This window comes from Ensifer sp. WSM1721 (assembly GCF_000513895.2).
GTDB lineage: Bacteria > Pseudomonadota > Alphaproteobacteria > Rhizobiales > Rhizobiaceae > Sinorhizobium.
Genome location: NZ_CP165782.1, coordinates 912,063 through 936,740, shown reverse-complemented (window position 1 = coordinate 936,740; position 24,678 = coordinate 912,063). Strand labels below are relative to the sequence as shown.

Below are 24,678 nucleotides of genomic sequence, written 5' to 3'. Positions count from 1 at the left end.
TCGGCGCCAGAGGGACAAGGGCAAAATCGTGAAAAAAGACCGCAATGCCGGCCTCTCCGCTTGCACTCCTCCGGCTCTCGTGCCAATCGCATCCGCAATACGCGACGAGCCTTGGAGAACGAGCATGAGCCAGTCGGGAAAGAACGGCCTCACCTATAGCGATGCAGGCGTGGATATCGATGCCGGCAACCTGATGGTGGAGAAGATCAAACCGCACGTCCGCTCGACCCGGCGTCCCGGTGCCGACGGCGAGATCGGCGGTTTCGGCGGCCTCTTCGATCTCAAGGCAGCGGGTTTCTCCGATCCGGTCCTGGTTGCCGCGAACGACGGTGTGGGCACCAAGCTAAAGATCGCGATCGATGCCAACAAGCACGACACCGTCGGCATCGACCTCGTCGCCATGTGCGTCAACGATCTCGTCGTTCAAGGCGCCGAACCCTTGTTCTTCCTCGACTATTTCGCGACCGGAAAGCTCGATCCCGACCAGGGCACGGCGATTGTCGCCGGCATCGCCGCCGGCTGCCGCGAGGCAGGCTGTGCGCTAATCGGCGGCGAGACGGCCGAGATGCCGGGCATGTACTCCGGCGGCGACTACGACCTCGCCGGTTTTGCCGTCGGCGCGGCCGAGCGCGGACAGCTTCTGCCGGCCGGCGACATTGCCGAAGGCGACGTCATCCTCGGCCTCGCCTCCTCCGGAGTGCATTCGAACGGCTATTCGCTGGTGCGCAAGATCGTTTCGCTGTCAGGCCTTGCCTGGGACGCGCCGGCCCCCTTCGGCGAAGGTACGCTCGCCGACCTCCTGATGACGCCGACCCGCATCTATGTAAAGCCGCTCCTGAAGGCGATCCGCGAGACCGGCGCGATCAAGGCACTGGCGCACATCACCGGCGGCGGCTTCCCCGAGAATATTCCGCGGGTGCTGCCGAAGCACCTCGCCGCCGAGATCGACCTCGACGCCATCAAGCCGCCGGCCGTTTTCTCCTGGCTGGCAAAGACCGGCGGGGTTGCCGCCAACGAGATGCTGCGCACCTTCAATTGCGGCGTCGGCATGATCGCCGTCGTTCCCGCGGCGGAGGCGGACAGGGTCGCTCAGGTGCTTGCCTGCGAAGGCGAAACGGTCTTTGCGCTCGGCCGGATGGTTGCGCGCGCCGAGGGCGCGGCCGGCACGATCTACAAAGGCAGCCTCGCCCTATGAGCGTGACCGCGGATCGAAAGAAGCGGGTTGTCGTCTTCATTTCCGGCGGCGGGTCCAACATGGTTTCGCTGGTAAAGGCCGCCACCGCGCCGGATTTTCCGGCCGAGGTCATCGCCGTCATCGCCGACAAGGCGGACGCGGGCGGCCTGGAGAAGGCGGCCGGCTTCGGCATTCCGACCTTCTCCTTCGTCCGCAGGGACTTCGCCAGCAAGGACGCGCACGAAGCGGCAATTCTTGCCGAACTCGACCGGCTCCGGCCGGATTTCCTCTGTCTGGCCGGCTATATGCGGCTTCTTTCCGCGGCGTTCATCCAGCGCTACGAGGGCCGCATCCTCAACATCCATCCATCGCTGCTGCCGCTCTTTCCCGGGCTTCATACGCATCAGCGCGCGATCGACGCCGGCATGAAGATTGCGGGCTGCACGGTGCACTTCGTGACCGAGGGCATGGACGACGGCCCGATCGTCGCGCAGGCCGCCGTTCCGATTATTCCGGGCGACACGCCGGAAACGCTTGCCGCGCGCGTCCTCACGGTCGAGCACAAGACCTATCCGCTGGCGCTGAAGCTTGTTGCCGAGGGCAAGGTGCGGATGGAATCCGGGCGCGCGACAAGCGAGGCCGGCGGCGAGGCATCCGGCACGCTGATATCTCCCGCGATCTGATAGCAAACGTACAGACGTAGCCAACCCCCTTATAACTACAGCCCTTGCTCCTGACCGAAGCAGATCACTTCGCAGCTGCGAGCCGCCGATCGAGCGCGTCGAGCACCCGGCGGGTCAGAGCAGGATAGTCGCCGTCGAAATGGTGGCCGCCGTCGATCGCAACCACATCGACGCCGGACGGCTTCAGTTCCGGACAGGCGTCGTCCTCTTCGTCCGTGCCGTAGATGCACTGCACGAGCGACGGATCGATCGCCTTCACATCGTCCACCGGGTCGCCCGCGCTCCCCTCGCCTTCGGCGCCGAGCCAACCAAGGACGGAAATCTTGTAGTCGGCCTGATGCGACAGCGCCATGAGCGTCACCTGGCGCACGCCGGCGCGGGCCGCGGGTGGAAGCAGATTGTAGGTGCGCGGCAGGATATCGGCGCCGAAGGAATATCCGATCAGCAGCACGTTGCGGACATTCCAGCGCTTTCGATAATAGCTGATGATCCGGGCGAGGTCGTCGGCGGTCGCCTGCGGCTGGCGCTCGGACCAGAAATAGCGGAGCGAATCCACCCCGACCACCGGCACACCTTGCTGCCGCAGGGCATTGCCGACCTCCCTGTCGATATCGCGCCAGCCGCCATCGCCGGAATAGATCACCGCCATGGTATCGCGCGAGGGCTTCGCGTCGAGGACGGTCAGAGGGAGCCCAAACGGGTCGTCGGCTTCGTCGCCCTCCTGCAGATATTCCGAGAGGGCGCCGGACAGGGCGGCATAGGCGCCGTCCTCCGTGTCCGTGGTTTCGATGTCCGGGTGCTTCGCAACGAGCGCCGCGACATGTTGGCGCCCCTCGGCGGACGCCGAGGGTGAGAACGTGACGCTGACCGGATCCGGCAAGGTTCCGTCAGTCAAGCCATAGGCCATGCGGTCACCCTTCGCCACCTTCTCGGCCGGAGTGCAGAGCTGTTTGGTCAAGGCAATGCCCTCTTCGGGATCGACCGCGAAGGTCTTGCCAATCGTCGCGGCGGGAGATTGGGCGGCGATCGCCAGCGCCATGGCGCCGCCGGCGCCCACCCCGGCGACGACCGGCGGGCGATAGGCACCGCTGCCGGCGGCGCGTTGAACCTGCTGGCTCAAGGATTCGATGTCCGAGACGGTGTAGATGCAATCTCCGTCGTCCTCGGCGAGCGCTGCCAGATAGGCCTTGAGGTCGATGCCGACGACGAGTGCATTCTCGCCGGAAAGCGAGCGCGCAACGGCATTTTCGTTTTCCGTCCAGCCGTCCGCGCCGGAAAGCAGCACGACGAGCCCGGATGCGTCCTGTTTCGGGAACAATATATGCGGCGATGGGATCATGCCAGTGTCGAATCTCGCCTCTTCGGCCGCTGAGGGGAGGCTCGCCACCGCGGCAATCAGCGCCGCCAGGGCAGCGCCTTTCCAGATTCTTGCCATGCGGGTCATTTCTTGATCACTCCCTTGATGCCGCCGCCGATCAGGAACGTCGCGTCCATGAGCGCGAGGATGGGATTGAGGCCGCCGCTCGCCGCCAGATAGCGTGGCTGCCAGTGCGGGTGGAACTTCGACTTGAAGGCGCGCAGACCTTTGAAGTTGTAGAAACGCTCGCCGTGCTCGTAGAAAGTCCGGCCGGCGCGATCCCAGACCGGCGCCGTGCTGCGGGAGGACATGCCGGAAAGCGGTGCCATGCCGAGATTGAAGCGCCTGTAGCCTTGCGCCTTCAGGTGTTCCATGAGCTGCGCGAACAGGAAGTCCATCGACCCCTTCGGCGCTTCCGGCGAAAAGCGCATGAGGTCGACCGAGCCCTCCTCCCTCGTGCCCGTGAGGAGGATGTTGGCGAAGGCGACGATGCGCCCCTGGCACTTAAGGATCGCGACCGGCTGCGTCACGAGATATTGCGGATCGAAGGCGCCGAGCGAAAAGCCCTTCTCCCGAGCATTGTGATGCGCAAGCCAGGCATCGGAAATGGCGGCGAGTTCCGGGAGGATGGCCGGCACCTCCGCGGGCTCCACCACCGAGAACTCCAGACCATCGCGCTGGCCGCGGCTCACCTGGTGGCGCAAGGTCGCCCATTTACCGCCCTTCATCTCGAAGCGCGTGAGATCGACCTCTGCAAGCTCGCCGAGGCGGAAGGCTCTCAAGCCCGCATCGGCGTAATAGGCAAGCCCGCGCGGCGAAACCTGATAGAAGACGGCCCGGCAGCCATTGGATCGTGCCGTCTCGATGAACTGCCAGATGAGGTCCGGCCAGGCTTCCACCGGACCGACAGGATCAAAAAGCGCGACCCAGGAGCGCCCCCAGCGGCCATACATGATGAAGGCGCGGCCGTCGGCAGAGAACATGATGCTCTTGTCACCCATGCGCACGAGATTGGCGTCGGACATGTCCTGCGTCTCGAGTATGGTGATCGCCCGCTCCATATCCTCGTCGGAGGCAGGCGCGATCGCAGTCGCGGCCGGACGCATGAGACTCCAGATCGCCACCGCGCTCGCGCCGATCGTCACCCCAAGCAGCGCGCGAAGACCACGCGGAGCCTCCGCCGAGAATTCGAACTGCCACCAGAGTTCGTGGCTGTACTCGACGTTGCGATAAACGAAGAGCAGGACGACGAAGGCACCGAGGCAGATGACGCCGAGGGCAGTGAGCCAGGGCAGCGTCAACGCCTGACCGAAGAGCGAAGCCGGACGAACGAAGAGGCGGCGGCTCGCGAGCAGACCGACAAGGAAGAAGGCGAGGATGCCGGCCTCTCCGAGCGCCACCGCCTTCACCAACGAAAGCAGGAGCGCCGCGAGCGCGATCACGATCGCCACCCACCAGGCGCCATCGAGACGCAGCGCCAGTCCTCGCGCCACGATGAAGAGCGCCAGCCCGAGCAGGCTCGCGAGGAAATGCGCTCCTTCCACGATCGGAAGAGAGACATAGTTCGCGAGGAAGGCCAGGTTCTCGTCCGGCGTCGGCGTCACACTCGACAGCACCAGCATGAGGGAAAGCACCAGTGCGAGCGTGGCAAGCAGAAGCGGCGTCATGCGGCCGCCGGCACGGCGCAGGCTGGAGGCGACCGGGTGGCCGGCGAGCTGGCGCAGCTCGATCCCGACGATCACAACGAGCGCGACCAGCAGCGGCAGGACGTGATAGATCAGGCGGTAGAGGACGAGCGCGCCGAGGATCGCGTCGACATCGGCCGCATGCCCAAGGGTCGCGACGATCACAGTCTCGAAGACACCAAGCCCCGCAGGCACGTGGCTGAGCACGCCGAGCCCGACGGCAATCGAATAGATTGCAAGAAAAGCCGGCCAGCCGATCGTTCCGCTTGGCAGGAGCACGTAGAGAACAGTCGCGGATGAGGCAAGATCGAGCGCCGTCACCAGGAACTGGCGCGACGATGTCCTGGAATCCGGCAGGCGCAGGGTGAAGCGCCCGATGCTGAACGCATGGCCGCTGCGCCCGGCTATCAGGACCGCGAGCAAGCCGGCGAGCACGACGGCGGCTATTATGCGCAGCCAGAACGCATCGAGGCCGGTAAGCGGCGCGACGTGCTCACCGACAGCAAGCAGGCTCAGACAGGCAACGGCCGCGAGGCCCAACCCGAAGGCGAGCGTCACAAAGGCGATGACGCGAGCAATATCGTCAGGTTCGAGGCCGAGTCGCGAATAGGATCGATATCGGATCGCACCGCCACTCAACGGGCCGAAGCCGGCGGTGTTGCCGACCGCATAGGCGCAGGCGGCCGTCAGCGCGACATCGGCATAGGGGAGCTTGCGCCGGATATAGTCGAGGGCGCCGACGTCGTAGAAGGTGAGCGCCAGAAAACTCAGGCCCGTGAACAGGACGGCCGCAGCCACCGAACACCAGCTCGTATCGGCCAGTGCCGAGACGACGTCCCCATATTGCACCTCTGCCGTCAGATGAAAGATCGCGGCTCCGAAGAGCGCAATCACGACGAGTGTGCCAGCGGCGGAGAGATAGCGCTGATTGCGCCTCAGGAACGGCCGCCATCCCCTCACGACCGCTTGATCTTGTGCTTCAATCTCGTGAGAGGGAGAGGACGCCATGGTTCGCCCGGGTCGTTGAAGAAGACACGAGCGGTTTAACGCAGTAAGGCCCTGACAAAAAGTGAATTATCGGTAATGTACGTTGTTTCAAAGGGTTAAGCTGCAAGCGCGGTACGGTTCAACATCGCCCATTGCAGGAGCATGATGGTCTTGGCGTCGCAAATCTCGCCGGTACCGATCATGGCGACGGCCTCCTCGAAGGGAATTTCCAGCACTTCGATGTCCTCACCCTCATGGGCAAGTCCGCCGCCGGCGGCCACCTTCTTGGAGATGTCGACGCGGCCGAGGAAGAAGCTCGTGCGCTCTGTTATCGCGCCGGGGCTCATATAGGCGTCGAAGAGATGCATGGCGCTTTCGATGCGGTAGCCGGTTTCCTCCATGGCTTCACGGCAGATCGCGACTTCCGGCTCCTCGCCATCGAGAAGGCCGGCCGGCGTTTCGATGAGATACGCAGGCTCTCCCTGCATGAAGACCGGAATGCGGAGCTGGCGGACGAGAACGACCACCTGCCGCTCCGGATCGAAGAGCAGGATCGTCGCCGCGCGGCCGTGGTCGTGCACCTCGCGCACGAGCCGCGCAGTGCTGCCGTCGGACATCTGTTGTTCAAGCGTGATCTGCTCGAGATTGATGAAGCCATTCCAGAGCGTTCGGCGATCGATGATCCGACAGCGCGAGTCGACGGATTTCGTCATTGGTAATCCTTGTTCGAGGATGGGCTAGTCACGCCCGGCTTATCCAGACCCGGTTGTCGTGGAACGCCGCGCCGCCATAGGGCGCGACGGCGTCGGCTCCGGTCAAGACGTTTATCCCTTCGCCGTCGAGATGGGCGCCGTTCGGCCAAAGCCCTTCGGCGACGACGACACCCCGGCGGGCGCCACCGCCGATTTTCGCATGCAGGCGGATCTCGCCGCGCCCGTTTCCCAGCCTGACGATACCGCCGTCGGCAATGCCGAGTTCGGCGGCATCCTCCGCATGGACCATGACCTCGGGCCGGCCCTCCTTCTCGATCGAGGAGGGGGTTTCGGAGAAGGTGGAATTGAGGAAGGAGCGGGCGGGCGAGGTCGCCAGACGGAACGGATGGCGCTCATCCGTCACCTCGATCAGTTCGACATGATCGGGGAACTCGGGAAGACGGTCGTGCGGCCCCTGCAGCCCCATCGACTGCGGCGGCCGGTTGGGTGCCGGCGTGCCCGTCCAATCCGCCTTGAAGCGGAACTTGCCGTCCGGATGGCCGAAGCCCTTGAGGAAATGCGCGTCCTCGAAAGCCGGCTGGCAATCGAGCCATTTCCGCTCTTTCATCTCGTCATAGCCGATGCCGTAGTTGGCGAGCAGCCGGTCGATATGCTGCCGCTCCGTCAGGCCGAAGCCGGGACAATCGGCAATGCCGAGGCGCTTTGCCAGTTCCTCTATGACGAAGAGGTTGGTGCGCACCGTCGGCGGCGGTTCGACGACCTTCGGGCCGATGAGGATATGCTGATGGCCGCCGCCGCGATAGAGATCGTCATGCTCGAGGAACATGGTGGCCGGTACGACGATATCCGCTAGCTGCGCGGTGTCCGTCATGAACTGTTCGTGCACGGCGACGAAGAGATCGTCGCGCAGGAAGCCCCGCTTCACCAGCCGCTGCTCCGGCGCGACATTGACCGGATTGGTGTTCTGGATGAGCAGCGCCGTCACCGGACCGCGATGGCGCAGTGCTTCGGCGTCGCCGGTCAGGACGCGGCCGATCTGCGACTGGTCTAACATGCGCACGCCGGGATCGTGCAAAGCGGTGCCGACGAGCTCACGCTTGTCCAGCTTGAAGATGTCGTTGTTGGAATGGAAGGCGCCGCCGCCCTCATGCTTCCAGGAGCCGAGCACGGTCGGAACGCAAGCGGCGGCGTGGATCGCCACGGAGCCGTTGCGCTGCCGGGTGAAACCGTAACCGAGACGGAAATAGGTCTTGGGCGTGGTGCCAACGAGCTTGGCGAAGGCTTCGATCTCCTCGACCGCGAGGCCGGTGATGGCGGCAGCCCACTCCGGACCGCGCGTCTTCAGATGCGCCTCGAGACCGGCGGGATCGTCGGCGAATTTCGCCATGTAGTCCCGGTCGGCATAGCCGTCGCGGAAGGCGATGTGCATGACGGCGCAAGCGAGCGCCGCATCGGTTCCGGGCTTCAGCACCAGGCCCATATCGGCCTGCTTGACGGTCGGGTTGTCGTAGATGTCGATGACGACGATCTTGGCGCCGCGCTCCTTGCGCGCCTTCACCGCATGCGTCATCACGTTGACCTGGGTGGCCACCGCATTCGTGCCCCAAATCACGACGCAATCGGCCTTGGCCATTTCGCGCGGATCCGGACCGCGTAAGGCTCCCGTCGCCATGGTTAAGCCGGTCCAGGCCATGTTGGTGCAGATCGAGCCGAAGAAGCCGGAATAGCGTTTGGCGTGACGCAGCCGCTCGATCGAATCGCGCTGCACCTGTCCCATCGTGCCCGCATAGAAATAGGGCCAAACCGCTTCCGAGCCGTGCTTCTGCTCGGCCTTGAGGAATTGATCGGCGATCTCGTCGAGCGCCGCCTCCCAGGAAATCTCCTGCCAGTTCCCCTCGCCCTTCGCGCCGACCCGACGCTGCGGGACTATCAGCCTTCCGGGATGATAGATGCGCTCGGCATAGCGCGCCACCTTGGCGCAGATGACGCCGGCCGTGTAGCTGTTTGCGGCGGCGCCGCGCACGCGGCCGATCCGGCCTTCCGCTGTCAGGTCGACTTCCAGCGCACAGGCCGACGGACAGTCATGTGGACAGACCGAATGGCCGATCGATTTTTCTGCTTTGATTGGGCTCGCAACGTTCATGGCTTTTCTATATGGCATCCCTAAATAGGCTCAAAGCCCCATTCGCCATCCATCGAAACAATTGATCGCAGCCATCGGCGGCTCTTATGAACTATCGCCATATCTACCACGCAGGCAACTTTGCCGACGTGTTGAAGCACGCGGTGCTGGCACGGCTCGTCACTTATCTCAAGCAGAAGGACAAGGCCTTCCGTGTGCTCGACACCCATGCCGGCATCGGGCTCTATGATCTTTCGAGCGATGAAGCGCAAAAGACCGGCGAGTGGCGCGAGGGCATCGGCCGGCTGATCGAGGCCGAGCTTCCCGCACCTGTCGTCGAAATCCTTGCGCCTTATCTCTCGGCCGTTCGCGATCTCAATCCGGCCGGAGGACTCACGCTCTACCCGGGTTCTCCGAAGCTTGTCCGTATGCTGTTTCGTCCGCAGGACCGGCTATCGGCCATGGAGCTGCATGCCGAGGATTACGAAACACTGCACCGGCTGTTCGAAGGCGATTTCCAGAGCCGCATCACCCGGCTCGACGGCTGGCTGGCGCTCGGCGCCCATCTGCCGCCCAAGGAAAAGCGCGGCCTCGTTCTCGTCGACCCGCCCTTCGAGGTCGAAGGTGAATATGAGCGGCTGGTGGACGGGTTAGCGAGAGCCCATCGCCGCTTCGCCGGTGGCATCTACTGCCTCTGGTATCCGTTGAAGAAAGGCGCGCCGATCAAGAATTTTCATGAGGCGCTGAGGGCATTGGAAATCCCGAAAATGCTCTGCGCCGAACTTTCGGTGCGAAGCGACCGGGACGTCACGGGGCTCGCAGGATCGGGCCTGATCATCGTCAATCCGCCTTACACGCTGAAACGTGAACTCGACATCCTGCTGCCATTCTTGAAGGAACGGCTGGCCCAGGATCGTTTCGCATCGGCACGCTCCTTCTGGCTGCGCGGTGAGACACCTCTCAACTGAGGGCCTTGACGGATCAGGCTTGCTAGCCTCAATCTCTCCATACGATTCAGGGAGATGGCCATGACTCGCAAGCTTGCCGCAATGCTTCTCACCTCGCTTTCCCTCGCCACAGGTGCTGTCAGCAGCGCCGCGGCCGCTGACTTTGCCGAGCCTGCCGTCGTCAAACCGACCTACGATATCGGCGTTTGCGGCGAGCCCTCCGTCCTCGGCTTCATCACTCGGCGCTTTGACTACAAGGCGGCCAACTATCTTCACGCGAACATCGCGATCGCCGAGATCCGCGACATGGGTCTTAGTCGATACGAGCCACGCGACTACACGCATCTCGTGGAACGCGAATATTGCTACGGAACGGCAGTGACGACGGACGGCGTGCGGCGCCCGCTCTGGTATCTGATCGAGCGGCCCTGGGGCTTCGCCGGTGTCGGCAGGAGTATCGAGTTCTGCATCGGTGGACTTGACCCGTGGTATGTCTACGGCGCCAATTGCGCTTCGCTTCGTTGATTGCGGCGGGCAAGCTGCCGCCGGCAATCGTCGTCCTTTTCACGATCGTCGGCTGCAGCAATGAAGACGGCAGGAACGCGGCGTCGAATTCCAGCGGCGATAGCCCGGCAGCGGTGGTCAAAACACCCGTCCCCGTTGGGACGGGTTTCGATTTCTACGTCCTTTCCCTCTCCTGGTCGCCGACCTGGTGCGGCGCGAATGACCCGAAGGGGAAATCCGATCAATGTGAAGCCAGCAATGACCGCGGGCTGATCGTGCACGGGCTCTGGCCTCAAAATGAAAACGGCTATCCGGAATATTGCCCTACCCGCCAACCGGACCGCGTGCCCGAATCGCTCTGGCGGCAATATTTCGATCTCATTCCCTCGATGGGCCTGATCGGTCATCAGTGGCGCAAGCACGGCACCTGCTCCGGGCTCAGCCAGCGCGACTATTTCGCAGTTACGCGCGCAGCCCGAGAGAGGGTTGCCATCCCTCCCGAATTGGCGTCCGGCGGACGCCGCGACCTCGCCGTATCGGCGATCGAGGCCGCCTTCGTTGCGAAAAATCCCGGAATGACGGGGGCGACGATCGCTGTTACCTGCGAAGGCAGGCTGCTTGAAGAAATCAGGATCTGCTTCGATAAGGAACTGAACTTCCGGGCCTGCCCTGAAGTGGATCGCCAGGCCTGCAGGCGAGACACGGTCTTGCTGCCTGCCACACCATGACAACGGAAAGACACAGGATGAAGATACTCTACTCGCCCGCCTCCCCCTATTCGAACAAGGTCCGCATGGCCGCCCATCACGTCGGCCTCGCCGCCGAGAGTGTTCTGACGGATACCAACGCCAATCCGCCGGAGCTGATCGAGAGCAACCCGCTCGGCAAGATCCCGACGCTGATCGCCGCGGATGGCCAGGCGATCTACGACAGCCGGGCGATCATGCATTTCATCGACCGCGAAGCGAAGGGCAAGCTCTACCCGAAGAGCCCGACAAAGCGCACCAAGGTCGAGATCTTCGAGGCGCTCTGCGACGGCATTTGCGACAGTCTGCTTGCGATCGTCTACGAGAAACGCTTCCATCCGCCAGAGAAGGTGCATCAGCCCTGGATCGACCGGCAATGGGAAAAGGTGGAACGGGGGCTCGATTATCTCAACGCGAACCTGCCCAAGACGAGCGGCAAACTCAATGCTGGCCACTTCGCGCTGGCAGCCATGCTACGCTACATCGAGCTGCGCTTCGCCGGCGAATGGCAGAACGGGCGGCCGCAGCTCGAGAAGTGGCCTGCCAAGTTCGAGAAGCATTTTCCCGACTATTCGAAGTTCAAGGCGTGAAAAAAACTTACGCCATGAAAAAGGCCGGGTCGCCCCGGCCTTTTTTGCGATCCCGTTGTCCGGATCAGAACTTGACGCCCATACCGAGACGGACGCTGTGCTCGTCGTAACCGGAGGAGACGGTCGTGCCGCCCGTGCGGAAGTCCTTGGAAGCGTAGTCCGTGTAACGGTATTCGGCACGCGCGGTGATGTTGTCGGTGACAAAGGTTTCGGCGCCGACACCGGCCGTCCAGCCGACGAGGGTCTTGTCGTCGGAACCTGCGGGCGTCTTAAGCTCGGCATTGCCAAGGGCAACACCTGCCGTGCCGTAGACCAGCACCGGATTGAGGTCGACGCCGACGCGGCCGCGGACCGAACCGTTGACGCCCTGCTTGACGCGGCGGCCGCTGGAGTGGGAGTCGTTGCCGGCATAGTTGACGTCGGCTTCACCGCCGTAGACCATCTGCCCGTTCTGAACGTTGTAGCCGCCATAGAGACCACCGCCGAAGCCGGCGGAGGTGTTGCCGCCGGTCGCGTCGGCCTCGCCATGGTGCCAGTTTACCGTGCCGCCGACATAGGCGCCGGACCAGTTCTTGACTGCCGGTTCGGTGTATTCGGCAGCCGGGGCGGCCGGGACTTCGTCAACCGCATCTGCGGCGTGGGCGGCCTGGAAGGCAACGAGAGCCATGGCCGAGGCCATGAGGGTGGTGGTGAGCGTACGCATACTATTCTCCTTTTCGAACCAGCGTTCCGTTGCAGTTGTTCTTCAACGAAACACCGGACATCTGTGATTAACCCGCCCGGTTGGCTCGAAATTGATCAGGAAATGCGGAATCTCAAGAGCCAAAATGTGAAATTTTGGTGGCTCGAACACGGCCAAACTTGGATGTTGCACTGCAGACACAGGGGTTTTATTAACCATAATTCAAGATTAACGAAATATATACTGTAACATTACGAAATAATGCAAATTACGTCGATCACGTTAATTTTTCAGAAATGAATCGTTCGGGGAGAGGTTCAGCCGACCGCTTCTTGCCTATATCTTCCTCCACTCAGAAAGCGGATTCGAGGAACGGGAAGATACGTTGAAAAGGACAATCAAGGCGGCGCTTGTTACCGGCGGCGCTCGACGCATCGGTAGGGCAATAGTTGAGGATTTGGCGGCACACGGGTTCGCGGTGGCCATTCATGCGAACGATTCGTTCGCGGAGGCCGAGACGCTTGCCGCAGCGGTCAGAGCGGCCGGCGCCAAGGCGGTAGCCCTTAGGGCGGACCTCACCGAGGTCGATGCCGCATCCGGGCTGATCGAAGAAGCGGCCGAGCTGCTCGGCCCGCTCGATCTTCTCGTCAACAATGCCTCGGTATTCAACAAGGACAGTCTGGAGGAATTTGACGATGCCGTGTGGGAGCGGCATTTCGCACTGCATGTCAAAGCCCCTTCCCTGCTCGCCCGCGATTTCGCGCGCCAGCGACCGGAGAACGTTTCCGGGCTCATCGTCAATGTGATCGATCAGCGCGTCTGGTCTCCAAATCCGCGCTTTTATTCCTATATGCTATCCAAGTCGGCGCTTTGGACGGCAACCCAGACCATGGCCCAGGCGCTTGCCCCCGACATTCGCGTCAACGGCATCGGACCGGGACCGACGCTGCCGAACGAACGGCAGGACCCGCGCGATTTCGAGGCGCAGGTCGAGGCGCTGATCCTCAAACGCGGCCCGGCACTCGATGAGTTCGGACGCGCGATCCGCTTCCTTTTCGACACGCCGTCGGTTACCGGACAGATGATCGCGCTTGACGGCGGGCAGCACCTTGCCTGGGAGACGCCGGATATTCGGGAGATAGTGGAATGAACGGGCAGACGCCCACGGATGGCGGCATCCTTTATGACGGCACTGAGACCGACGAGGACGACGAGCTGCTCAAGGTGACCGAGAGCAAGCCGGCACCTGCGATCGTATGGACGGAGCGCCAGCCCGAAACCCAAGGGCTCCGGGGCGCCGAGCTGATCCAGGCTTTTGTCAAGCTTCTGCCGAACGGACCCGGCGTCTACCGGATGCTGAACGAAGCCGGCGACGTGCTTTATGTCGGCAAGGCTCGCAGCCTGAAGAAGCGGGTGAGCAACTACGCCCAGGGACGCGGCCATTCGAACCGCATCGCGCGCATGGTACGCGAAACCGCGAACATGGAATTCGTGACGACGCGGACCGAGATCGAAGCGCTGCTGCTCGAAGCCAACCTCATCAAGCGCCTGCGTCCGCGCTTCAACGTGCTTCTACGCGACGACAAGTCCTTTCCCTATATCGTCGTCACCGGCGACACCCGGGCGCCCGCGCTTTACAAGCATCGCGGCGCGCGCAGCCGCAAAGGCGACTATTTCGGCCCCTTCGCGTCCGCCGGTGCCGTCGGGCGCACCATCAACTCGCTGCAGCGGGCCTTTCTTCTCAGAACCTGCACCGACAGCGTCTTTGAGACGCGCACGCGTCCCTGCCTGCTCTACCAGATCAAGCGCTGTTCGGCGCCCTGCACGGGCGAAATCAGCGATGCCGACTATGCGGAGCTCGTCCGCGAGGCAAAGGACTTTCTCTCCGGTAAGAGCCAAGCGGTAAAGGAGACCATTGCCGCGGCGATGGCGGAAGCCTCGGAGAATCTCGATTTCGAGCGCGCGGCGCTTTATCGCGACCGCCTCGCCGCGCTGAGCCATGTCCAAAGCCACCAGGGCATCAACCCGGCCGGCGTCGAGGAAGCGGATGTCTTCGCCATTCACCACGAAGGCGGCATTTCCTGCATCCAAGTGTTCTTCTTCCGCACCGGGCAGAACTGGGGTAACCGCGCCTACTTCCCGAAAGCCGACCCTTCGCTCCCCGCAAGCGAGGTGCTCAGCGCGTTTCTGGCGCAGTTCTACGATGACAAGCCGTGCCCGCGGCAGATCCTCCTCTGCGAGACGGTCGAGGAGCAGGAGCTGCTCGCCCAGGCGCTCAGCGAGAAATCCGGCTACAGGGTTTCGATCCTCGTGCCGCAGCGGGGCGAGAAGAAAGATCTCGTCGAGCACGCGCTCGCGAACGCCCGTGAGGCTCATGGCCGCAAGCTCGCCGAGACCGCCTCCCAGTCGCGCCTGCTCGAAGGCTTCGCCGAGACCTTCAAGCTCGCTCGCGTGCCGCGACGGATAGAGATCTACGACAACTCCCACATCATGGGCACCAATGCGGTCGGCGGTATGGTGGTCGCCGGCCCCGAAGGCTTCGTCAAAGGCCAGTACCGCAAGTTCAACATCAAATCGACCGACATCACGCCCGGCGACGACTTCGGCATGATGCGCGAAGTCATGACGCGGCGCTTCTCGCGCCTGCTGAAAGAGGAAGGCAAGCCGGACCGTTCGGCCGAAGCCAGTGAAGACGCCACGTTTCCGGCGTGGCCGGACGTCATCCTGATCGACGGCGGCCAGGGACAGATGACGGCCGTTCGCGCCATTCTCAAGGAACTCGATGTCGAGGACTGCGTGACGGCGATCGGTGTTGCCAAGGGCGTCGATCGCGAGGCCGGCCGCGAACGCTTCTTTGTCGAAGGCAAGGAAAGCTTCACGCTGCCGCCTCGCGATCCGGTGCTCTACTTCATCCAGCGGCTACGCGACGAAGCCCACCGTTTTGCGATCGGCTCGCACCGGGCGCGGCGGAAGAAGGAGATGGTGAAGAACCCGCTCGACGAGATCGCCGGGATCGGCCCGACGCGCAAGCGGGCGCTCCTTACCCATTTCGGCACCGCGAAGGCGGTCTCGCGCGCCGGCATCAACGACCTGATGGCCGTTAACGGCATTTCGGAAACGGTGGCTCGCCTCGTCTACGAACATTTCCACGAGGACGCCGCCAAATGACCTGCGGGTCGCTGCAGCGTATTGAACTGCTGGCGCAATTCAGCCTGTGTTCAGACGAAATCCCGCAAATATGACAATCGTTGCACAATGGCTGTTGACCTTGTGGTCGCAAAGTCATTCTGTACACCTGAAACCCGGTGGCATGGGAAAGACAAGTCAAGCCTCTCCTGCTCCAACCGAATGAGAATAGATCGCGCCGATGACCCTAGATCGCGGGAAATGAGGGATTGTCGTGTCCAGAGAAACCGAGTCCATGCCAACGCCCATTGCCTATAGTGTCCCCAATCTCCTGACCTATTTTCGTATCCTCATCGTACCGCTGATCGTCCTTTGCTTCTTCATCGAGGGCAGGCTTCACAGCTCGGATTTTGCGCGCTGGATAGCACTCGTCCTGTTCATCACCGCCTCGATCACCGACTTCTTCGACGGTTATCTCGCCCGTGTATGGAAGCAGACGTCGAATATCGGCCGCATGCTCGATCCGATCGCCGACAAGCTGCTCGTTGCATCGATCCTGCTGCTCGTCGCAGCAGACGGGACGATCGCCGGCTGGTCGATCTGGGCGGCCATCATCATTCTCTGCCGCGAAATCCTCGTCTCCGGGCTGCGCGAGTATCTGGCGGCGCTCAAGGTCAGCGTGCCCGTGACGCGGATCGCCAAATGGAAGACGACCATCCAGATGGTGGCGATTGCCTTCCTGCTTGCCGGTCCCGCTGGCGATAAGATCGTGCCCTATATCACCGAAGCGGGTATTCTGCTCCTGTGGATCGCGGCAGCAATCACGCTCTACACCGGCTATGACTACTTCCGCGCCGGCCTCAAACATGTGGTCAACGAATGAGCACCGTAAACCTCGTCTATTTTTCCTGGGTACGGGAGCGTATCGGCAAGGGTGAGGAGATGCTGGAACTGCCGGCGGATGTCGTCACCGTCGCCGATCTGATCGCGCATCTGAAGACCCGGGGCGAGGAATACAAAGCCGCGTTCGAACACCAGAACGTCATCCGCGCGGCGATCAATCAGGAACATGTCGATCACGGCGAGCCGATCGCCGGCGCCCGCGAGATCGCCCTCTTCCCGCCGATGACAGGCGGCTGAAGGCGATGAACGTCCCCGTCATCGTGCGCGTCCAGCGCGAAGACTTCGACCTTGACGCCGAAGTCTCCGGGCTTCGCCGAGAGCGGAGCGACATCGGCGCCGTCGTCACCTTCTCCGGACTTTGCCGTGACGAGGCGGGAGCGCTCAGCGCACTTGAACTCGAACATTATCCTGGCATGGCCGAGGCGGAAATCGAGCGGATCTGCCACGAGGCGGTCGAACGCTTCGGTCTGCAGGCCGCAGTCGCGATTCATCGTTTCGGCACGATCACGCCCGGCGAAAACATCGTCCTGGTGATCGCCGCCTCGCCGCACCGGCAGGCGGCGTTCGATGGGGCGAACTTCATCATGGACTTCCTGAAGACGTCGGCTCCCTTCTGGAAGAAGGAACACCATGTCGATGGCCGTACGGGTGATTGGGTCAGTGCCAAAGATGCCGATGACGCGGCGCGCGATCGCTGGACGCGCAAGCCTTAGGTTCAGGCCGAGTCGACTCCATCCACCCTCATCAGGGAATTGCCTTTTCCCGGCGCGTTACCACCAGCACGATCACCAGGAATCCGAAGATCGCGAAATCGCGCCAGAGGATCGGCCCGTAGGCGCTCCATAGCGTCTCGATAAGGCCGACCCCGGCTGCTCCGAGCGCCGCCAACAGCGGTGCCGTCTGCCCGCCGATCGCGGCAATGAAGAGGACCTTGACACCGAAGGTCAAGCCGGTGCCGAAATCCATGTTGCCGTAATAGGAAGCGGCGAGGATTCCGCAGAAAGCCGCAATCAGCGACGCCGCGCCGTAGGCGACGATGTAGACGGTTGCCGGGTTGATGCCGCAGAGTGCGGCAGCCTCGCGATCCTCCGAGACGGCGCGCCAGTAGCGTCCGACATAGGAGTGGGCCAACAGCCAATGGCCGCCGGCAACGAGGCCCGCCATCAGCGCGGTGTTGATGAGTTGGACGACGGTCAGCGCCACCGGAAATTCGGGGTTCGGCCAGAACACGATGACGTCGTTCAGGAAGGGCGGCAGCCACAGGCTCCGCGTCTCCGAGGCGAGCCGGGCGGTCTCCATGAGCACCAGCAGGCTGCCCAGCGAGGCAACGACCACGGCATTGGCCGAGGAGAAGGCCAGGGGCCGCATGACATAGCGTCCGGCGACGACACCGGCGCCAAGCCCGAAGGTCAGTGCCGCGGCCGCTCCGAGGCCAAGCGCCGCCGGCATTACCAGCCAGAGCCGGTTCCAGCCGAAATCCGCGAAGAGCACGAACATCTGCCCGGCAAAGGCGAAGAGTGCGCCGTAGGTCAGATCCGCTCGTCGTGTGACGGCAAAAGCGATCGCATAGCCGAAGGCGAGCGCGGCGTAAAGCGCTGCCACCGGCACGGCATTGGCGATTTGCTGGAGAAAATAGGCCATGACGCATCCGCATAGTGACAGAAGTACTATAACTGGTAAAATGAGCTTTACTAGTTAGGAATTCGGATGAGCTTCACATGGACCGCACATAGATTCGCCGGCGGCGCATTGGCGTTGGATGTGGCCAATTCCGTCGTCCTGCGCTTCGATCCCGAGCGCCGCATCGACCGCTTCGCGGAGCCCTTGGCGATGGATGCCTTTGCGGAGGCCGCCAATCGCTACGGCTTCGAAAGAGAGCGTTTCGGCCCCCTTCTCCCTGCCCGACCCGAAAACCGAAAGTCATTGATCGAATTGCGCGATGCGACGGACCGTCATTTCCGCGCGGTGGTGCGCGCGGAAGATCGGCCCGACCTGCTTGCGGACTTGCTCGAGGCGATCGCCACCGTGCTGCGCCAGCCCGTGAACGCGAAAGGCACGTCGCTGGACGCGGCCACCGCGCATTCGGCGCTCAGCCTTATCGCCAGCCCGGAGCCCGAGCGCCTGAAGATCTGCCCCAATTGCGAATGGCTGTTCCTCGACCGCAGCCGCAACAAAAGCCGGACATGGTGCGACATGGCCGTTTGCGGCAACCGGACGAAGGCGAGGCGCCACTATCGCCGCAACAAGAAAGGAACCCTGCCATGAAGAATGTCGTGCTGCCCGCTCTGGTCGCGGCCGTGATGCTCGCCGGTTGCCAGCGCGAAACGGGGCCGGACCCCCTGAAGCTCACCGGCAAGATGTTCGTCTTCAACTATCGGTTGGCTTATGCCACCTACACGATCACGCTCCAGAAGACGGAACCGGTGCCGGACGGCAGCGTGGTCATGGCGACTTTCGAGAACCCGGCCGGCGGCGAACCGCTGACGCTTACGCGCAAGCTCTTCCCGAAGCTCGACAAGGTCGTCCTTGAAAGCCCCGACATCACCTGCGTCAGGAAGGAGAGGCCTTATGCCGTGACGATCGAGATCAAGGGGCCGGACGGGGCAACGCTGCAGAAACTGGAAACGACGGTGATTTCCGACATCGATCAGAGCGTCATGCCAGCAAGGCCGTTGGTCGTAGGCCCCGCCTACGAGAAGAACCCGGAAGTTTTCAGGAACGGATTGGCGCCAACACGTTTCGACATGGCCGCTTGCCCCGCATAAAAACGGGGCGTCTCCGCCCCGTTTCAAGGAATCATTTCAGGTCTTTAGGGACCGATGCGAAGAAAGTGGATCAGCCGACGATCTCGGTGCCTGCGAACCAGTAGGCGATTTCTTCGGCAGCCGTTTCCGGACCATCGGAACCGTGAACCGAGTTTTCGCCGATCGACAGCGCATGAACCTTCCGAATGGTGCCTTCGGCAGCGTTGGCCGGGTTGGTGGCGCCCATCACTTCGCGGTTCTTGGCAATGGCGTTCTCACCTTCAAGGACCTGAACGACGGTCGGGCCGGAGGACATGAACTCGACCAGTTCGCCGAAGAACGGGCGGTCCTTGTGAACGGCGTAGAAGCCCTCGGCTTCGCGGCGGCTCATCCAGACGCGCTTCGAAGCAACGACGCGCAGGCCGGCATCTTCGAGCATCTTGGTGATGGCGCCGGTCAGGTTGCGCTTCGTCGCATCCGGCTTGATCATCGAAAAGGTACGTTCAATCGCCATTGGCTCAATCCCTCGTTTCTTGAGAAAAGTGGCGGTTCATTAGCCGCCAATTCCGCCCAAAACAAGGGGGCGCGGCGATGATTCGCCGCCGCCCGCCAATTGTTTCACGCCGCCGTCACGGAGCGGCCGAGGCCGTCGTGCAGATCGAGACAACGCTCAAACCAGTCGGTCACGACGTCGCCCTCGGCAAGCAGTCGGTGCGGCGAGACGATGCGCGCCCATTGCAATGCGCCGAAGACGATATAATCGGGAAACAACGGCCGATCGCCGCCGAGGAAGGGCTGAAACTTGAGCATGTGGCGCAGCGGCTCGAGCTTTGCCGAAAACGTTTCAATATCCGCCCGCCCGGTCTCGGCGACCGCCTCCAGCGATTTTCCGAAGCGTTCCTCGCGGCTTGTCCGGAAATAGGCTTGGTCCACCGGATCGAGGCGGTCGTGAATATCCATGATCGCAATGCGCACGATCGCCGGATGAAGCGCCATCTGCGACCACCCCTCGACGAAGCGGGCCATCGCCTTGCCGCCCTCGCCGGCAAACAATGTCGGCCGCTCGGGATAGGTGGTCTCAAGGTAAAGCGCGATCTCGAAGCTGTCATTCACGAGTTTGTCGCCATCGCGCAGCAGCGGGACGATCTTCGTCGCACCCTGCTCCAGCTTCGGGATCTCGGTAAAGCCAACCGGGGTGACGTCGAATGGGAGCCCCTTATGTGCGAGCGAAAGCTTGGTCTTCCAAACATGCGGTGAAAACGGGCGGGCCTTGTCGGTTCCAGAGAGTGCGTAAAGCGTGCGGGTCATGCGGTCTCCTTCTGACGGTGTCAGTGGTCCATTCGACGGGAGACACGCTCTCAGATCAAATCATTAAATTTCATAAGTAGCATTCGACACCGGAATACAGATTCGCGGTAGCGTGAGGGATCCTACGAGGAGATCGCCGATGCTCGATCATTTTCGAATGTTTGCCGACTACAATCGCTGGGCCAACCGCCGGCTCTACGCGGCCGCCGCGGAGATCTCCGATGCCGAGTTCCGCGAGAACAAGGGAGCCTTCTTCGGCTCGCTGCACGGGACGCTCAACCACCTGCTCGCCGCCGACCGGATCTGGATGAAGCGGTTCACGCGCGAGGGCGAGGCGCCCTCGAGGCTCGATGCGATCCTCCACGAAGACCTCGCCGCACTGACCGCGGCGCGGGCGGCGGAGGACGAACGCATCGTCGCCTGGGTCGGCAGCCTCGACGAGGCGCGGCTTAACGCGCACTTCACCTACTCACCATTGACCATGCCGGGCGATATCACACAAAAGCTCGGACCGACGCTCGCGCATTTCTTCAACCACCAGACCCATCACCGCGGCCAGGCGCATGCGACATTGACGGCGCTGGGGCGCCCGTCACTGACGCTGGACCTGGTTTTCTTCCTGCGGACCGAGGGCGAGAAGTGGGCGATCTGAGGCAAGCCAGTGTTTAAGCCTGCTTCGCCACTCGATCGCGCTGCCCTCCTCGGCGAGCCATTTGAGTAGCTGGCGCTGCGCCAACCAGGCCGCGACCCCGAGCAGGATGCCTCCGAGGATGGAGCAAAGGGCGAAGACGAGCGGAGGGAGGAACGGCTGCAGCGGTGGGAGCAGGAGCTCCGGCACGAAGCGATGCAGGATATAGACATGAAAACCCGCGGCGGAGAGCGGCAGGATCAACTGAGTACTCCATCGCGGCACCCGAATGCGCGGCAGAAAGAGCAGCGCGGCGAGAACCGCGATCTGCAGCAAGTATTTGATCTTCGTGCCAATCCACACGCCTTCATAGAGCCCGAGGAAAAGAAACACCCCCGCGCCCGCCAGCATCACGGCTGAGCGCTGGCGCCATGTTTCGGCCATTGCCGCGCACCAGCCGAGAACTGCCATGTAGAAGATCCATGGTAGGGTGAATATCTGGCGGTTGCCGATGTCCACGAGAAGCGGCAGCGCCAAACGCGCGGCGAACGCCGCAGCGAAAAGCCCCATCCCGGTGGCAAGAGGCCTCGCCATCGCCCCGCGCCTGACGAAGGGCACTGCGAAGAGCGCCGCAAACACGAGCAACATCTGGCAATAGGCTTCGATGAACCAGTAGAGATAGGGCACCATGCTGTGGCGCTCGGGATCGGCGAAGCCGAAATTGCCGACGAGGAAGACGGAGGCCCAGGGCACCTCGCCCCAGGCAAGCGTGTAGCCCGCCACGATCAGGTAGTAGGGAACGAGGATTTGCGCCAGCGGCCGCAGGAGCTTCAGCACCGCGCCCGAGAGCAGGACATGGCTCTGGAACCGGGCGAGGCCGTAGCCGGCGAGAATGACCATCGCCGCTGATCCGCCCGGGATGGGCCACAAGGTCTCGTGGTGCAGAACGACGAGCAGGATGGCCTGCGCCCGGATCAGGAGATCGGTGCCGATCTGACGGCACCTGCTCTCGCGCCGCCCGGACGCCGCCAATGATGCGACCGGCATCCTCTCCCAAGTCTCTGGCGCCTCTCCCAGTATCCTTTCAAGACCGATCGAAAGCTGAACGAAGCGTAGTGAATCGCCGCCGAGCGACAGGAAACTGTCCTCCGGCCGAACTTTTTTCGGGTAGAAAAGCTGATTGAAAAGAGCCTCGACGCTCTGATTTTCGGCGGCAACGGAAAGTCTGCCATTCGCGCGACTGCGAAGTGCCTGATAATCGATCTTGCCCGATTCCAGGCGCGGCAGGGCGCTGACCCGAGAGGCCCTGATCTGCAGCAATGTTAGTCCACTTGCCTCGACCAGAAGCCGACGGATCTCTTCGGCTTCGCTTTGACCGGAATAGTAGGCATGAATCTCGGCGTCATTGCCGACGACGGCGGCGGCGATGCCCTGCCGTTCGAGCGCCGCTTCCAGGCTATCGTGTCCGATGCGAAGCCCCGCGATCTTCGATATGCGCTTTGTACGCCCGACGATGCGGAAGAAACCATCCGCGTCCCTCATGGCAAGATCGCCGGTTCTGAGTTCCGAAAGCTCGGCGCCGCGCGTGAGGTCGGCGCGCGAGGAGGCGTAGCCCATCATCACATTAGGGCCGCGATAAACAAGCTCGCCGGCCTGATCTGGCCCGGTGACCGGCCGCCCGTCCTCATCCTCTATCGTCAGATTGCCGCCCGGTATGGCGAGGCCGATCCGATCTTCCCTGCCTCGGAGTCGCTCGGGCGGCATATAGGCCATTCGGGCCGTGGCCTCGGTCTGGCCGTACATCACGAAAAAACGAGCGCCGCGCACCGAGAGGTGCTCGTTGTATAGGCGGACCGTGCCGGGCGACAAGCGCCCGCCGGCAACCGTCATCAAGCGCAGATGGGGGAAATACCGGTCCCGGAAGCCGACCTTTTCGAGAAGGTCGTAAGAATAGGGAACGCCCGAGATATTGGTGCTGCCGCTTGCGGTAAGCCCGTCGAGGAAGCCCTCATCGAGAATGGAGCCACCGGGGATGTAGAGGCTCGCACCGACTGTGAGGTGGGCGTTCAGCACGGAAAGGCCGTAGGAATAGTGGAGCGGCAGGATAAGGCAGCTCCTATCCGCCGCCGTCAGGCCGAGATATTCGGCAATCGACGATGCGTTGGATTGAATGTTCATCCGGGAAAGCCGCACGCTTTTCCCGTGCCCGGTGCTGCCGGACGTCGAGAGCAGCACTGCGAGATCAGGGTGGGGAGCGACCGTGTCTCCCTCCGATCGCTCCATCCGCCAGCGACCATCGAAGCGGCGGTAGCAAAATTCCGGCCTGAAGACGTCGCGGTCCCTGTCAAGGGAAGCCTGTCCCTGCATGGCGACGGCGTGCCCGGCCTCAAGCGCCGCAAGATAAGCGACGATGGAATGCTCCGAAAGCTCCGCCTCCAGCATTACCAGGCTGCGCGCGCCGCGCAACTGCAAAGCCTGGCGAGCGACGCGCTCGGCAAGCTCCCGGTAGCTCACCGTTCGTCCGCCGGGATAGAGGAGCGCCGGTCGATCGCCCCGCGCGGCCAGACTTGCAACACACAACGGGGACATCGAATAATCGCCAGCGCCCAAAGTCACCTCCATTTTAGCAAGGCGGCATATTATTGCTGACTATAATAGTCAAGTATCAATGCGAAGCTAAAAATAGCGATATCCGCATCGGCTGATGCGGCAATTGGCAGCACCGGTCGGGTGGAAAAGAAAGGCCCGGGCCGACAATCGGGACCGGGCCATTCCGCCGTTGCGGGGCCGAGCGGCACGTGTGGGAGGAGCACGCCCGCTCGCTTGACTTCAGCGGTTGTCCTCAGTGCTTCCGCCGAGGAGCTTCACTGCCGTGCTTCCACCGGCGATCGCGCCGGTTGCCGTCGCATCGACGGACTTGTTATCGACACCGGCATAGTAATCGCCGCGATCGGCCGTGCCGGCCGAAACGCCGGTCCCGGCAGAAGCGGCGGCTCGCCCGGTGAAGAGCGGCGCAGAGCTGGCACCCTCATAATAGCTGCCGCCGGCATTGGCGGTCGAGGCGCCGCCTACAAAGGCAGTCGCAACGAGAAGGGCTGCGATGGACTTTTTCATGCAATTGTTCCCTGCTGAAAAGTGGTCACGGGACTTGCGAGCCCCGTGATGTTGCCTTTGGGCGCGGCCGTTAGCGGGTCAGGCCCTGGTAATACTCGCCCTCACCGCCGGAGATCAGGTTCGGCTGCGAGGAATAGCCTACCGAACCGGTGGATGTGCGGTCGATGGAGCCATTTTCGCGACGAACAGCGGCCTCGTTGGCTGCCTTCGGAGCACGCTCGGTGAAGAGCGGCTTGTCGCTGACGCCCTCATAGTAGCTACCGCCGGCGAAGGCAGCGGATGCGCCGCCGAGAACGGCAGTGGCTACAAGAATAGCGGCGAGAGCGGTGTGGATTGCGTTCCTCATGATCATCACTCCTGATCGGTCGTTCGTTTGAACGACGGTTTCGTCGAGACCACCTGTGACCGGAACTTTTCAGTCGAGACGCGGTGGCCTGGCCGATGGGCGCCCGATCCGATCAAGGGGTCAGAAGAGCCATTCCGCGCTCTCCGACGAAACATGTGGTGCCTCATCATGAGGTTTAGAAGTATTGATTATCGGAACACGTTTTCCATGAATCCATAACAATCACCCCTTGAAATCGCCCGGCGCGTGCTTACCGCCGCGGGAGACAGGAGGGCCTCGCGAACCTCTTGCCTTCCCCCGAAAGTCCGGGCAAAAGGCC

At 62.7% G+C, this 24,678-nt stretch carries 25 protein-coding genes; 14 read left to right on the top strand and 11 right to left on the bottom strand.

From position 1 onward, the window contains the following. Positions 1 to 124 precede the first annotated feature (124 nt). Together purM and purN are read left to right on the top strand one after the other, a co-directional pair. The gene (gene purM / locus M728_RS04535; RefSeq protein ID WP_026619233.1) at positions 125 to 1,195 is read left to right on the top strand and encodes a phosphoribosylformylglycinamidine cyclo-ligase; all 1,071 of its coding nucleotides are present in this window, start codon (positions 125 to 127) and stop codon (positions 1,193 to 1,195) included. After that, entirely contained in the window at positions 1,192 to 1,857 is a 666-nt protein-coding gene (purN, locus tag M728_RS04530) for a phosphoribosylglycinamide formyltransferase (RefSeq protein WP_026619232.1), read from the top strand. The genes purM and purN overlap by 4 nt, the downstream gene beginning before the upstream one ends. A 64-nt stretch (positions 1,858 to 1,921) precedes the next feature. Here purN and M728_RS04525 read toward each other — a convergent pair whose 3' ends face one another. The 4 genes from M728_RS04525 to M728_RS04510 all read right to left on the bottom strand — a co-directional run bounded on the left by M728_RS04525 (position 1,922) and on the right by M728_RS04510 (position 8,760). Continuing rightward, positions 1,922 to 3,301 carry a virulence factor gene (locus tag M728_RS04525; RefSeq protein WP_026619231.1) on the bottom strand — a complete coding sequence of 460 codons (1,380 nt, stop codon included), beginning with the start codon at positions 3,299 to 3,301 and terminating at the stop codon, positions 1,922 to 1,924. Continuing rightward, the gene (gene mprF / locus M728_RS04520; RefSeq protein ID WP_026619230.1) at positions 3,298 to 5,907 is read right to left on the bottom strand and encodes a bifunctional lysylphosphatidylglycerol flippase/synthetase MprF; all 2,610 of its coding nucleotides are present in this window, start codon (positions 5,905 to 5,907) and stop codon (positions 3,298 to 3,300) included. The genes M728_RS04525 and mprF overlap by 4 nt, the downstream gene beginning before the upstream one ends. 95 nt (positions 5,908 to 6,002) lie before the next feature. After that, a complete protein-coding gene (locus M728_RS04515) occupies positions 6,003 to 6,599 on the bottom strand; it encodes an NUDIX domain-containing protein (RefSeq protein WP_026619229.1) in 597 nt (198 codons plus the stop codon). Positions 6,600 to 6,627: 28 nt separating this feature from the next. After that, positions 6,628 to 8,760, bottom strand: a complete 2,133-nt coding sequence (locus tag M728_RS04510; RefSeq protein ID WP_026619228.1) for a molybdopterin-dependent oxidoreductase — start codon at positions 8,758 to 8,760, stop codon at positions 6,628 to 6,630. Between the two features lie 68 nt (positions 8,761 to 8,828). Here M728_RS04510 and M728_RS04505 point away from each other — a divergent pair, with 68 nt between their 5' ends. The 4 genes from M728_RS04505 to M728_RS04490 are packed head-to-tail and all read left to right on the top strand — an operon-like array spanning position 8,829 to position 11,508. Further along, positions 8,829 to 9,689 (top strand): 23S rRNA (adenine(2030)-N(6))-methyltransferase RlmJ, encoded by an 861-nt coding sequence (locus M728_RS04505; RefSeq protein ID WP_026619227.1) that lies wholly within the window; start codon positions 8,829 to 8,831, stop codon positions 9,687 to 9,689. A 60-nt stretch (positions 9,690 to 9,749) separates the two neighbouring features. Further along, the gene (locus M728_RS04500) at positions 9,750 to 10,193 is read left to right on the top strand and encodes a hypothetical protein (RefSeq protein WP_026619226.1); all 444 of its coding nucleotides are present in this window, start codon (positions 9,750 to 9,752) and stop codon (positions 10,191 to 10,193) included. Beyond that, positions 10,154 to 10,900 carry a ribonuclease T(2) gene (locus M728_RS04495; protein ID WP_051440823.1) on the top strand — a complete coding sequence of 249 codons (747 nt, stop codon included), beginning with the start codon at positions 10,154 to 10,156 and terminating at the stop codon, positions 10,898 to 10,900. Before M728_RS04500 ends, M728_RS04495 begins: the two co-directional genes overlap by 40 nt. A gap of 17 nt (positions 10,901 to 10,917) precedes the next feature. Next, complete coding sequence (locus M728_RS04490) at positions 10,918 to 11,508, top strand: glutathione S-transferase (RefSeq protein ID WP_026619224.1); 591 nt, start codon at positions 10,918 to 10,920, stop codon at positions 11,506 to 11,508. 64 nt (positions 11,509 to 11,572) lie between these two features. Here the strand turns inward: M728_RS04490 and M728_RS04485 are convergent, their stop codons facing one another. Then, the gene (locus tag M728_RS04485; RefSeq protein ID WP_026612607.1) at positions 11,573 to 12,211 is read right to left on the bottom strand and encodes an outer membrane protein; all 639 of its coding nucleotides are present in this window, start codon (positions 12,209 to 12,211) and stop codon (positions 11,573 to 11,575) included. 364 nt (positions 12,212 to 12,575) lie between these two features. On the opposite strand from M728_RS04485, the gene M728_RS04480 reads away from it, so the two are divergent. The 5 genes from M728_RS04480 (at position 12,576) to M728_RS04460 (ending at position 16,932) form a co-directional block, all read left to right on the top strand. Then, a complete protein-coding gene (locus M728_RS04480) occupies positions 12,576 to 13,340 on the top strand; it encodes an SDR family oxidoreductase (RefSeq protein WP_026619223.1) in 765 nt (254 codons plus the stop codon). Continuing rightward, a complete protein-coding gene (uvrC, locus tag M728_RS04475) occupies positions 13,337 to 15,358 on the top strand; it encodes an excinuclease ABC subunit UvrC (RefSeq protein ID WP_026619222.1) in 2,022 nt (673 codons plus the stop codon). Before M728_RS04480 ends, uvrC begins: the two co-directional genes overlap by 4 nt. Before the next feature lie 253 nt (positions 15,359 to 15,611). Next, positions 15,612 to 16,199 (top strand): CDP-diacylglycerol--glycerol-3-phosphate 3-phosphatidyltransferase, encoded by a 588-nt coding sequence (pgsA, locus tag M728_RS04470; protein WP_026619221.1) that lies wholly within the window; start codon positions 15,612 to 15,614, stop codon positions 16,197 to 16,199. Beyond that, entirely contained in the window at positions 16,196 to 16,456 is a 261-nt protein-coding gene (gene moaD / locus M728_RS04465) for a molybdopterin converting factor subunit 1 (RefSeq protein WP_026619220.1), read from the top strand. The genes pgsA and moaD overlap by 4 nt, the downstream gene beginning before the upstream one ends. Before the next feature lie 5 nt (positions 16,457 to 16,461). Continuing rightward, positions 16,462 to 16,932, top strand: a complete 471-nt coding sequence (locus M728_RS04460; protein ID WP_026619219.1) for a molybdenum cofactor biosynthesis protein MoaE — start codon at positions 16,462 to 16,464, stop codon at positions 16,930 to 16,932. A 31-nt stretch (positions 16,933 to 16,963) separates the two neighbouring features. Here the strand turns inward: M728_RS04460 and M728_RS04455 are convergent, their stop codons facing one another. Next, entirely contained in the window at positions 16,964 to 17,860 is an 897-nt protein-coding gene (locus tag M728_RS04455) for a branched-chain amino acid ABC transporter permease (protein WP_026619218.1), read from the bottom strand. 66 nt (positions 17,861 to 17,926) lie between these two features. Between M728_RS04455 and M728_RS04450 the strand changes: the two genes are divergently transcribed. Both M728_RS04450 and M728_RS04445 read left to right on the top strand, forming a co-directional pair. After that, positions 17,927 to 18,484: a CGNR zinc finger domain-containing protein gene (locus M728_RS04450; protein ID WP_026619217.1), complete on the top strand. Its 558-nt coding sequence runs from the start codon at positions 17,927 to 17,929 to the stop codon at positions 18,482 to 18,484. Further along, positions 18,481 to 18,984 (top strand): hypothetical protein, encoded by a 504-nt coding sequence (locus M728_RS04445; protein WP_026619216.1) that lies wholly within the window; start codon positions 18,481 to 18,483, stop codon positions 18,982 to 18,984. Before M728_RS04450 ends, M728_RS04445 begins: the two co-directional genes overlap by 4 nt. A 70-nt stretch (positions 18,985 to 19,054) precedes the next feature. Here M728_RS04445 and ndk read toward each other — a convergent pair whose 3' ends face one another. After that, complete coding sequence (gene ndk / locus M728_RS04440; protein WP_026612616.1) at positions 19,055 to 19,477, bottom strand: nucleoside-diphosphate kinase; 423 nt, start codon at positions 19,475 to 19,477, stop codon at positions 19,055 to 19,057. A 104-nt stretch (positions 19,478 to 19,581) separates the two neighbouring features. After that, a complete protein-coding gene (locus tag M728_RS04435; RefSeq protein WP_026619215.1) occupies positions 19,582 to 20,271 on the bottom strand; it encodes a glutathione S-transferase family protein in 690 nt (229 codons plus the stop codon). Positions 20,272 to 20,410: 139 nt separating this feature from the next. Between M728_RS04435 and M728_RS04430 the strand changes: the two genes are divergently transcribed. Beyond that, complete coding sequence (locus M728_RS04430; protein WP_026619214.1) at positions 20,411 to 20,923, top strand: DinB family protein; 513 nt, start codon at positions 20,411 to 20,413, stop codon at positions 20,921 to 20,923. On the opposite strand, the gene M728_RS04425 is transcribed toward M728_RS04430, so the two are convergent. From M728_RS04425 to M728_RS04415, 3 genes are all read right to left on the bottom strand, one after another. Further along, positions 20,864 to 23,521 (bottom strand): AMP-binding protein, encoded by a 2,658-nt coding sequence (locus tag M728_RS04425; protein ID WP_026619213.1) that lies wholly within the window; start codon positions 23,519 to 23,521, stop codon positions 20,864 to 20,866. The two genes, M728_RS04430 and M728_RS04425, sit on opposite strands and share 60 nt — an antisense overlap. Before the next feature lie 207 nt (positions 23,522 to 23,728). Then, complete coding sequence (locus M728_RS04420; RefSeq protein ID WP_026619212.1) at positions 23,729 to 24,013, bottom strand: hypothetical protein; 285 nt, start codon at positions 24,011 to 24,013, stop codon at positions 23,729 to 23,731. Between the two features lie 70 nt (positions 24,014 to 24,083). Continuing rightward, on the bottom strand, positions 24,084 to 24,365 hold the full coding sequence (locus tag M728_RS04415) for a hypothetical protein (RefSeq protein WP_026619211.1): 282 nt from the start codon (positions 24,363 to 24,365) through the stop codon (positions 24,084 to 24,086). Between the last annotated feature and the right edge of the window lie 313 nt (positions 24,366 to 24,678).

Coding starts and splice junctions, on each gene's coding strand:
- purM (WP_026619233.1), top strand. CDS start 125: ATGAGCCAGTCGGGAAAGAACGGCCTCACCTATAGCGATGCAGGCGTG.
- purN (WP_026619232.1), top strand. CDS start 1,192: ATGAGCGTGACCGCGGATCGAAAGAAGCGGGTTGTCGTCTTCATTTCC.
- M728_RS04525 (WP_026619231.1), bottom strand. CDS start 3,301: ATGACCCGCATGGCAAGAATCTGGAAAGGCGCTGCCCTGGCGGCGCTG.
- mprF (WP_026619230.1), bottom strand. CDS start 5,907: ATGGCGTCCTCTCCCTCTCACGAGATTGAAGCACAAGATCAAGCGGTC.
- M728_RS04515 (WP_026619229.1), bottom strand. CDS start 6,599: ATGACGAAATCCGTCGACTCGCGCTGTCGGATCATCGATCGCCGAACG.
- M728_RS04510 (WP_026619228.1), bottom strand. CDS start 8,760: ATGCCATATAGAAAAGCCATGAACGTTGCGAGCCCAATCAAAGCAGAA.
- M728_RS04505 (WP_026619227.1), top strand. CDS start 8,829: ATGAACTATCGCCATATCTACCACGCAGGCAACTTTGCCGACGTGTTG.
- M728_RS04500 (WP_026619226.1), top strand. CDS start 9,750: ATGACTCGCAAGCTTGCCGCAATGCTTCTCACCTCGCTTTCCCTCGCC.
- M728_RS04490 (WP_026619224.1), top strand. CDS start 10,918: ATGAAGATACTCTACTCGCCCGCCTCCCCCTATTCGAACAAGGTCCGC.
- M728_RS04485 (WP_026612607.1), bottom strand. CDS start 12,211: ATGCGTACGCTCACCACCACCCTCATGGCCTCGGCCATGGCTCTCGTT.
- uvrC (WP_026619222.1), top strand. CDS start 13,337: ATGAACGGGCAGACGCCCACGGATGGCGGCATCCTTTATGACGGCACT.
- pgsA (WP_026619221.1), top strand. CDS start 15,612: ATGCCAACGCCCATTGCCTATAGTGTCCCCAATCTCCTGACCTATTTT.
- moaD (WP_026619220.1), top strand. CDS start 16,196: ATGAGCACCGTAAACCTCGTCTATTTTTCCTGGGTACGGGAGCGTATC.
- M728_RS04460 (WP_026619219.1), top strand. CDS start 16,462: ATGAACGTCCCCGTCATCGTGCGCGTCCAGCGCGAAGACTTCGACCTT.
- M728_RS04455 (WP_026619218.1), bottom strand. CDS start 17,860: ATGGCCTATTTTCTCCAGCAAATCGCCAATGCCGTGCCGGTGGCAGCG.
- M728_RS04450 (WP_026619217.1), top strand. CDS start 17,927: ATGAGCTTCACATGGACCGCACATAGATTCGCCGGCGGCGCATTGGCG.
- M728_RS04445 (WP_026619216.1), top strand. CDS start 18,481: ATGAAGAATGTCGTGCTGCCCGCTCTGGTCGCGGCCGTGATGCTCGCC.
- ndk (WP_026612616.1), bottom strand. CDS start 19,477: ATGGCGATTGAACGTACCTTTTCGATGATCAAGCCGGATGCGACGAAG.
- M728_RS04435 (WP_026619215.1), bottom strand. CDS start 20,271: ATGACCCGCACGCTTTACGCACTCTCTGGAACCGACAAGGCCCGCCCG.
- M728_RS04430 (WP_026619214.1), top strand. CDS start 20,411: ATGCTCGATCATTTTCGAATGTTTGCCGACTACAATCGCTGGGCCAAC.
- M728_RS04425 (WP_026619213.1), bottom strand. CDS start 23,521: ATGGAGGTGACTTTGGGCGCTGGCGATTATTCGATGTCCCCGTTGTGT.
- M728_RS04420 (WP_026619212.1), bottom strand. CDS start 24,013: ATGAAAAAGTCCATCGCAGCCCTTCTCGTTGCGACTGCCTTTGTAGGC.
- M728_RS04415 (WP_026619211.1), bottom strand. CDS start 24,365: ATGATCATGAGGAACGCAATCCACACCGCTCTCGCCGCTATTCTTGTA.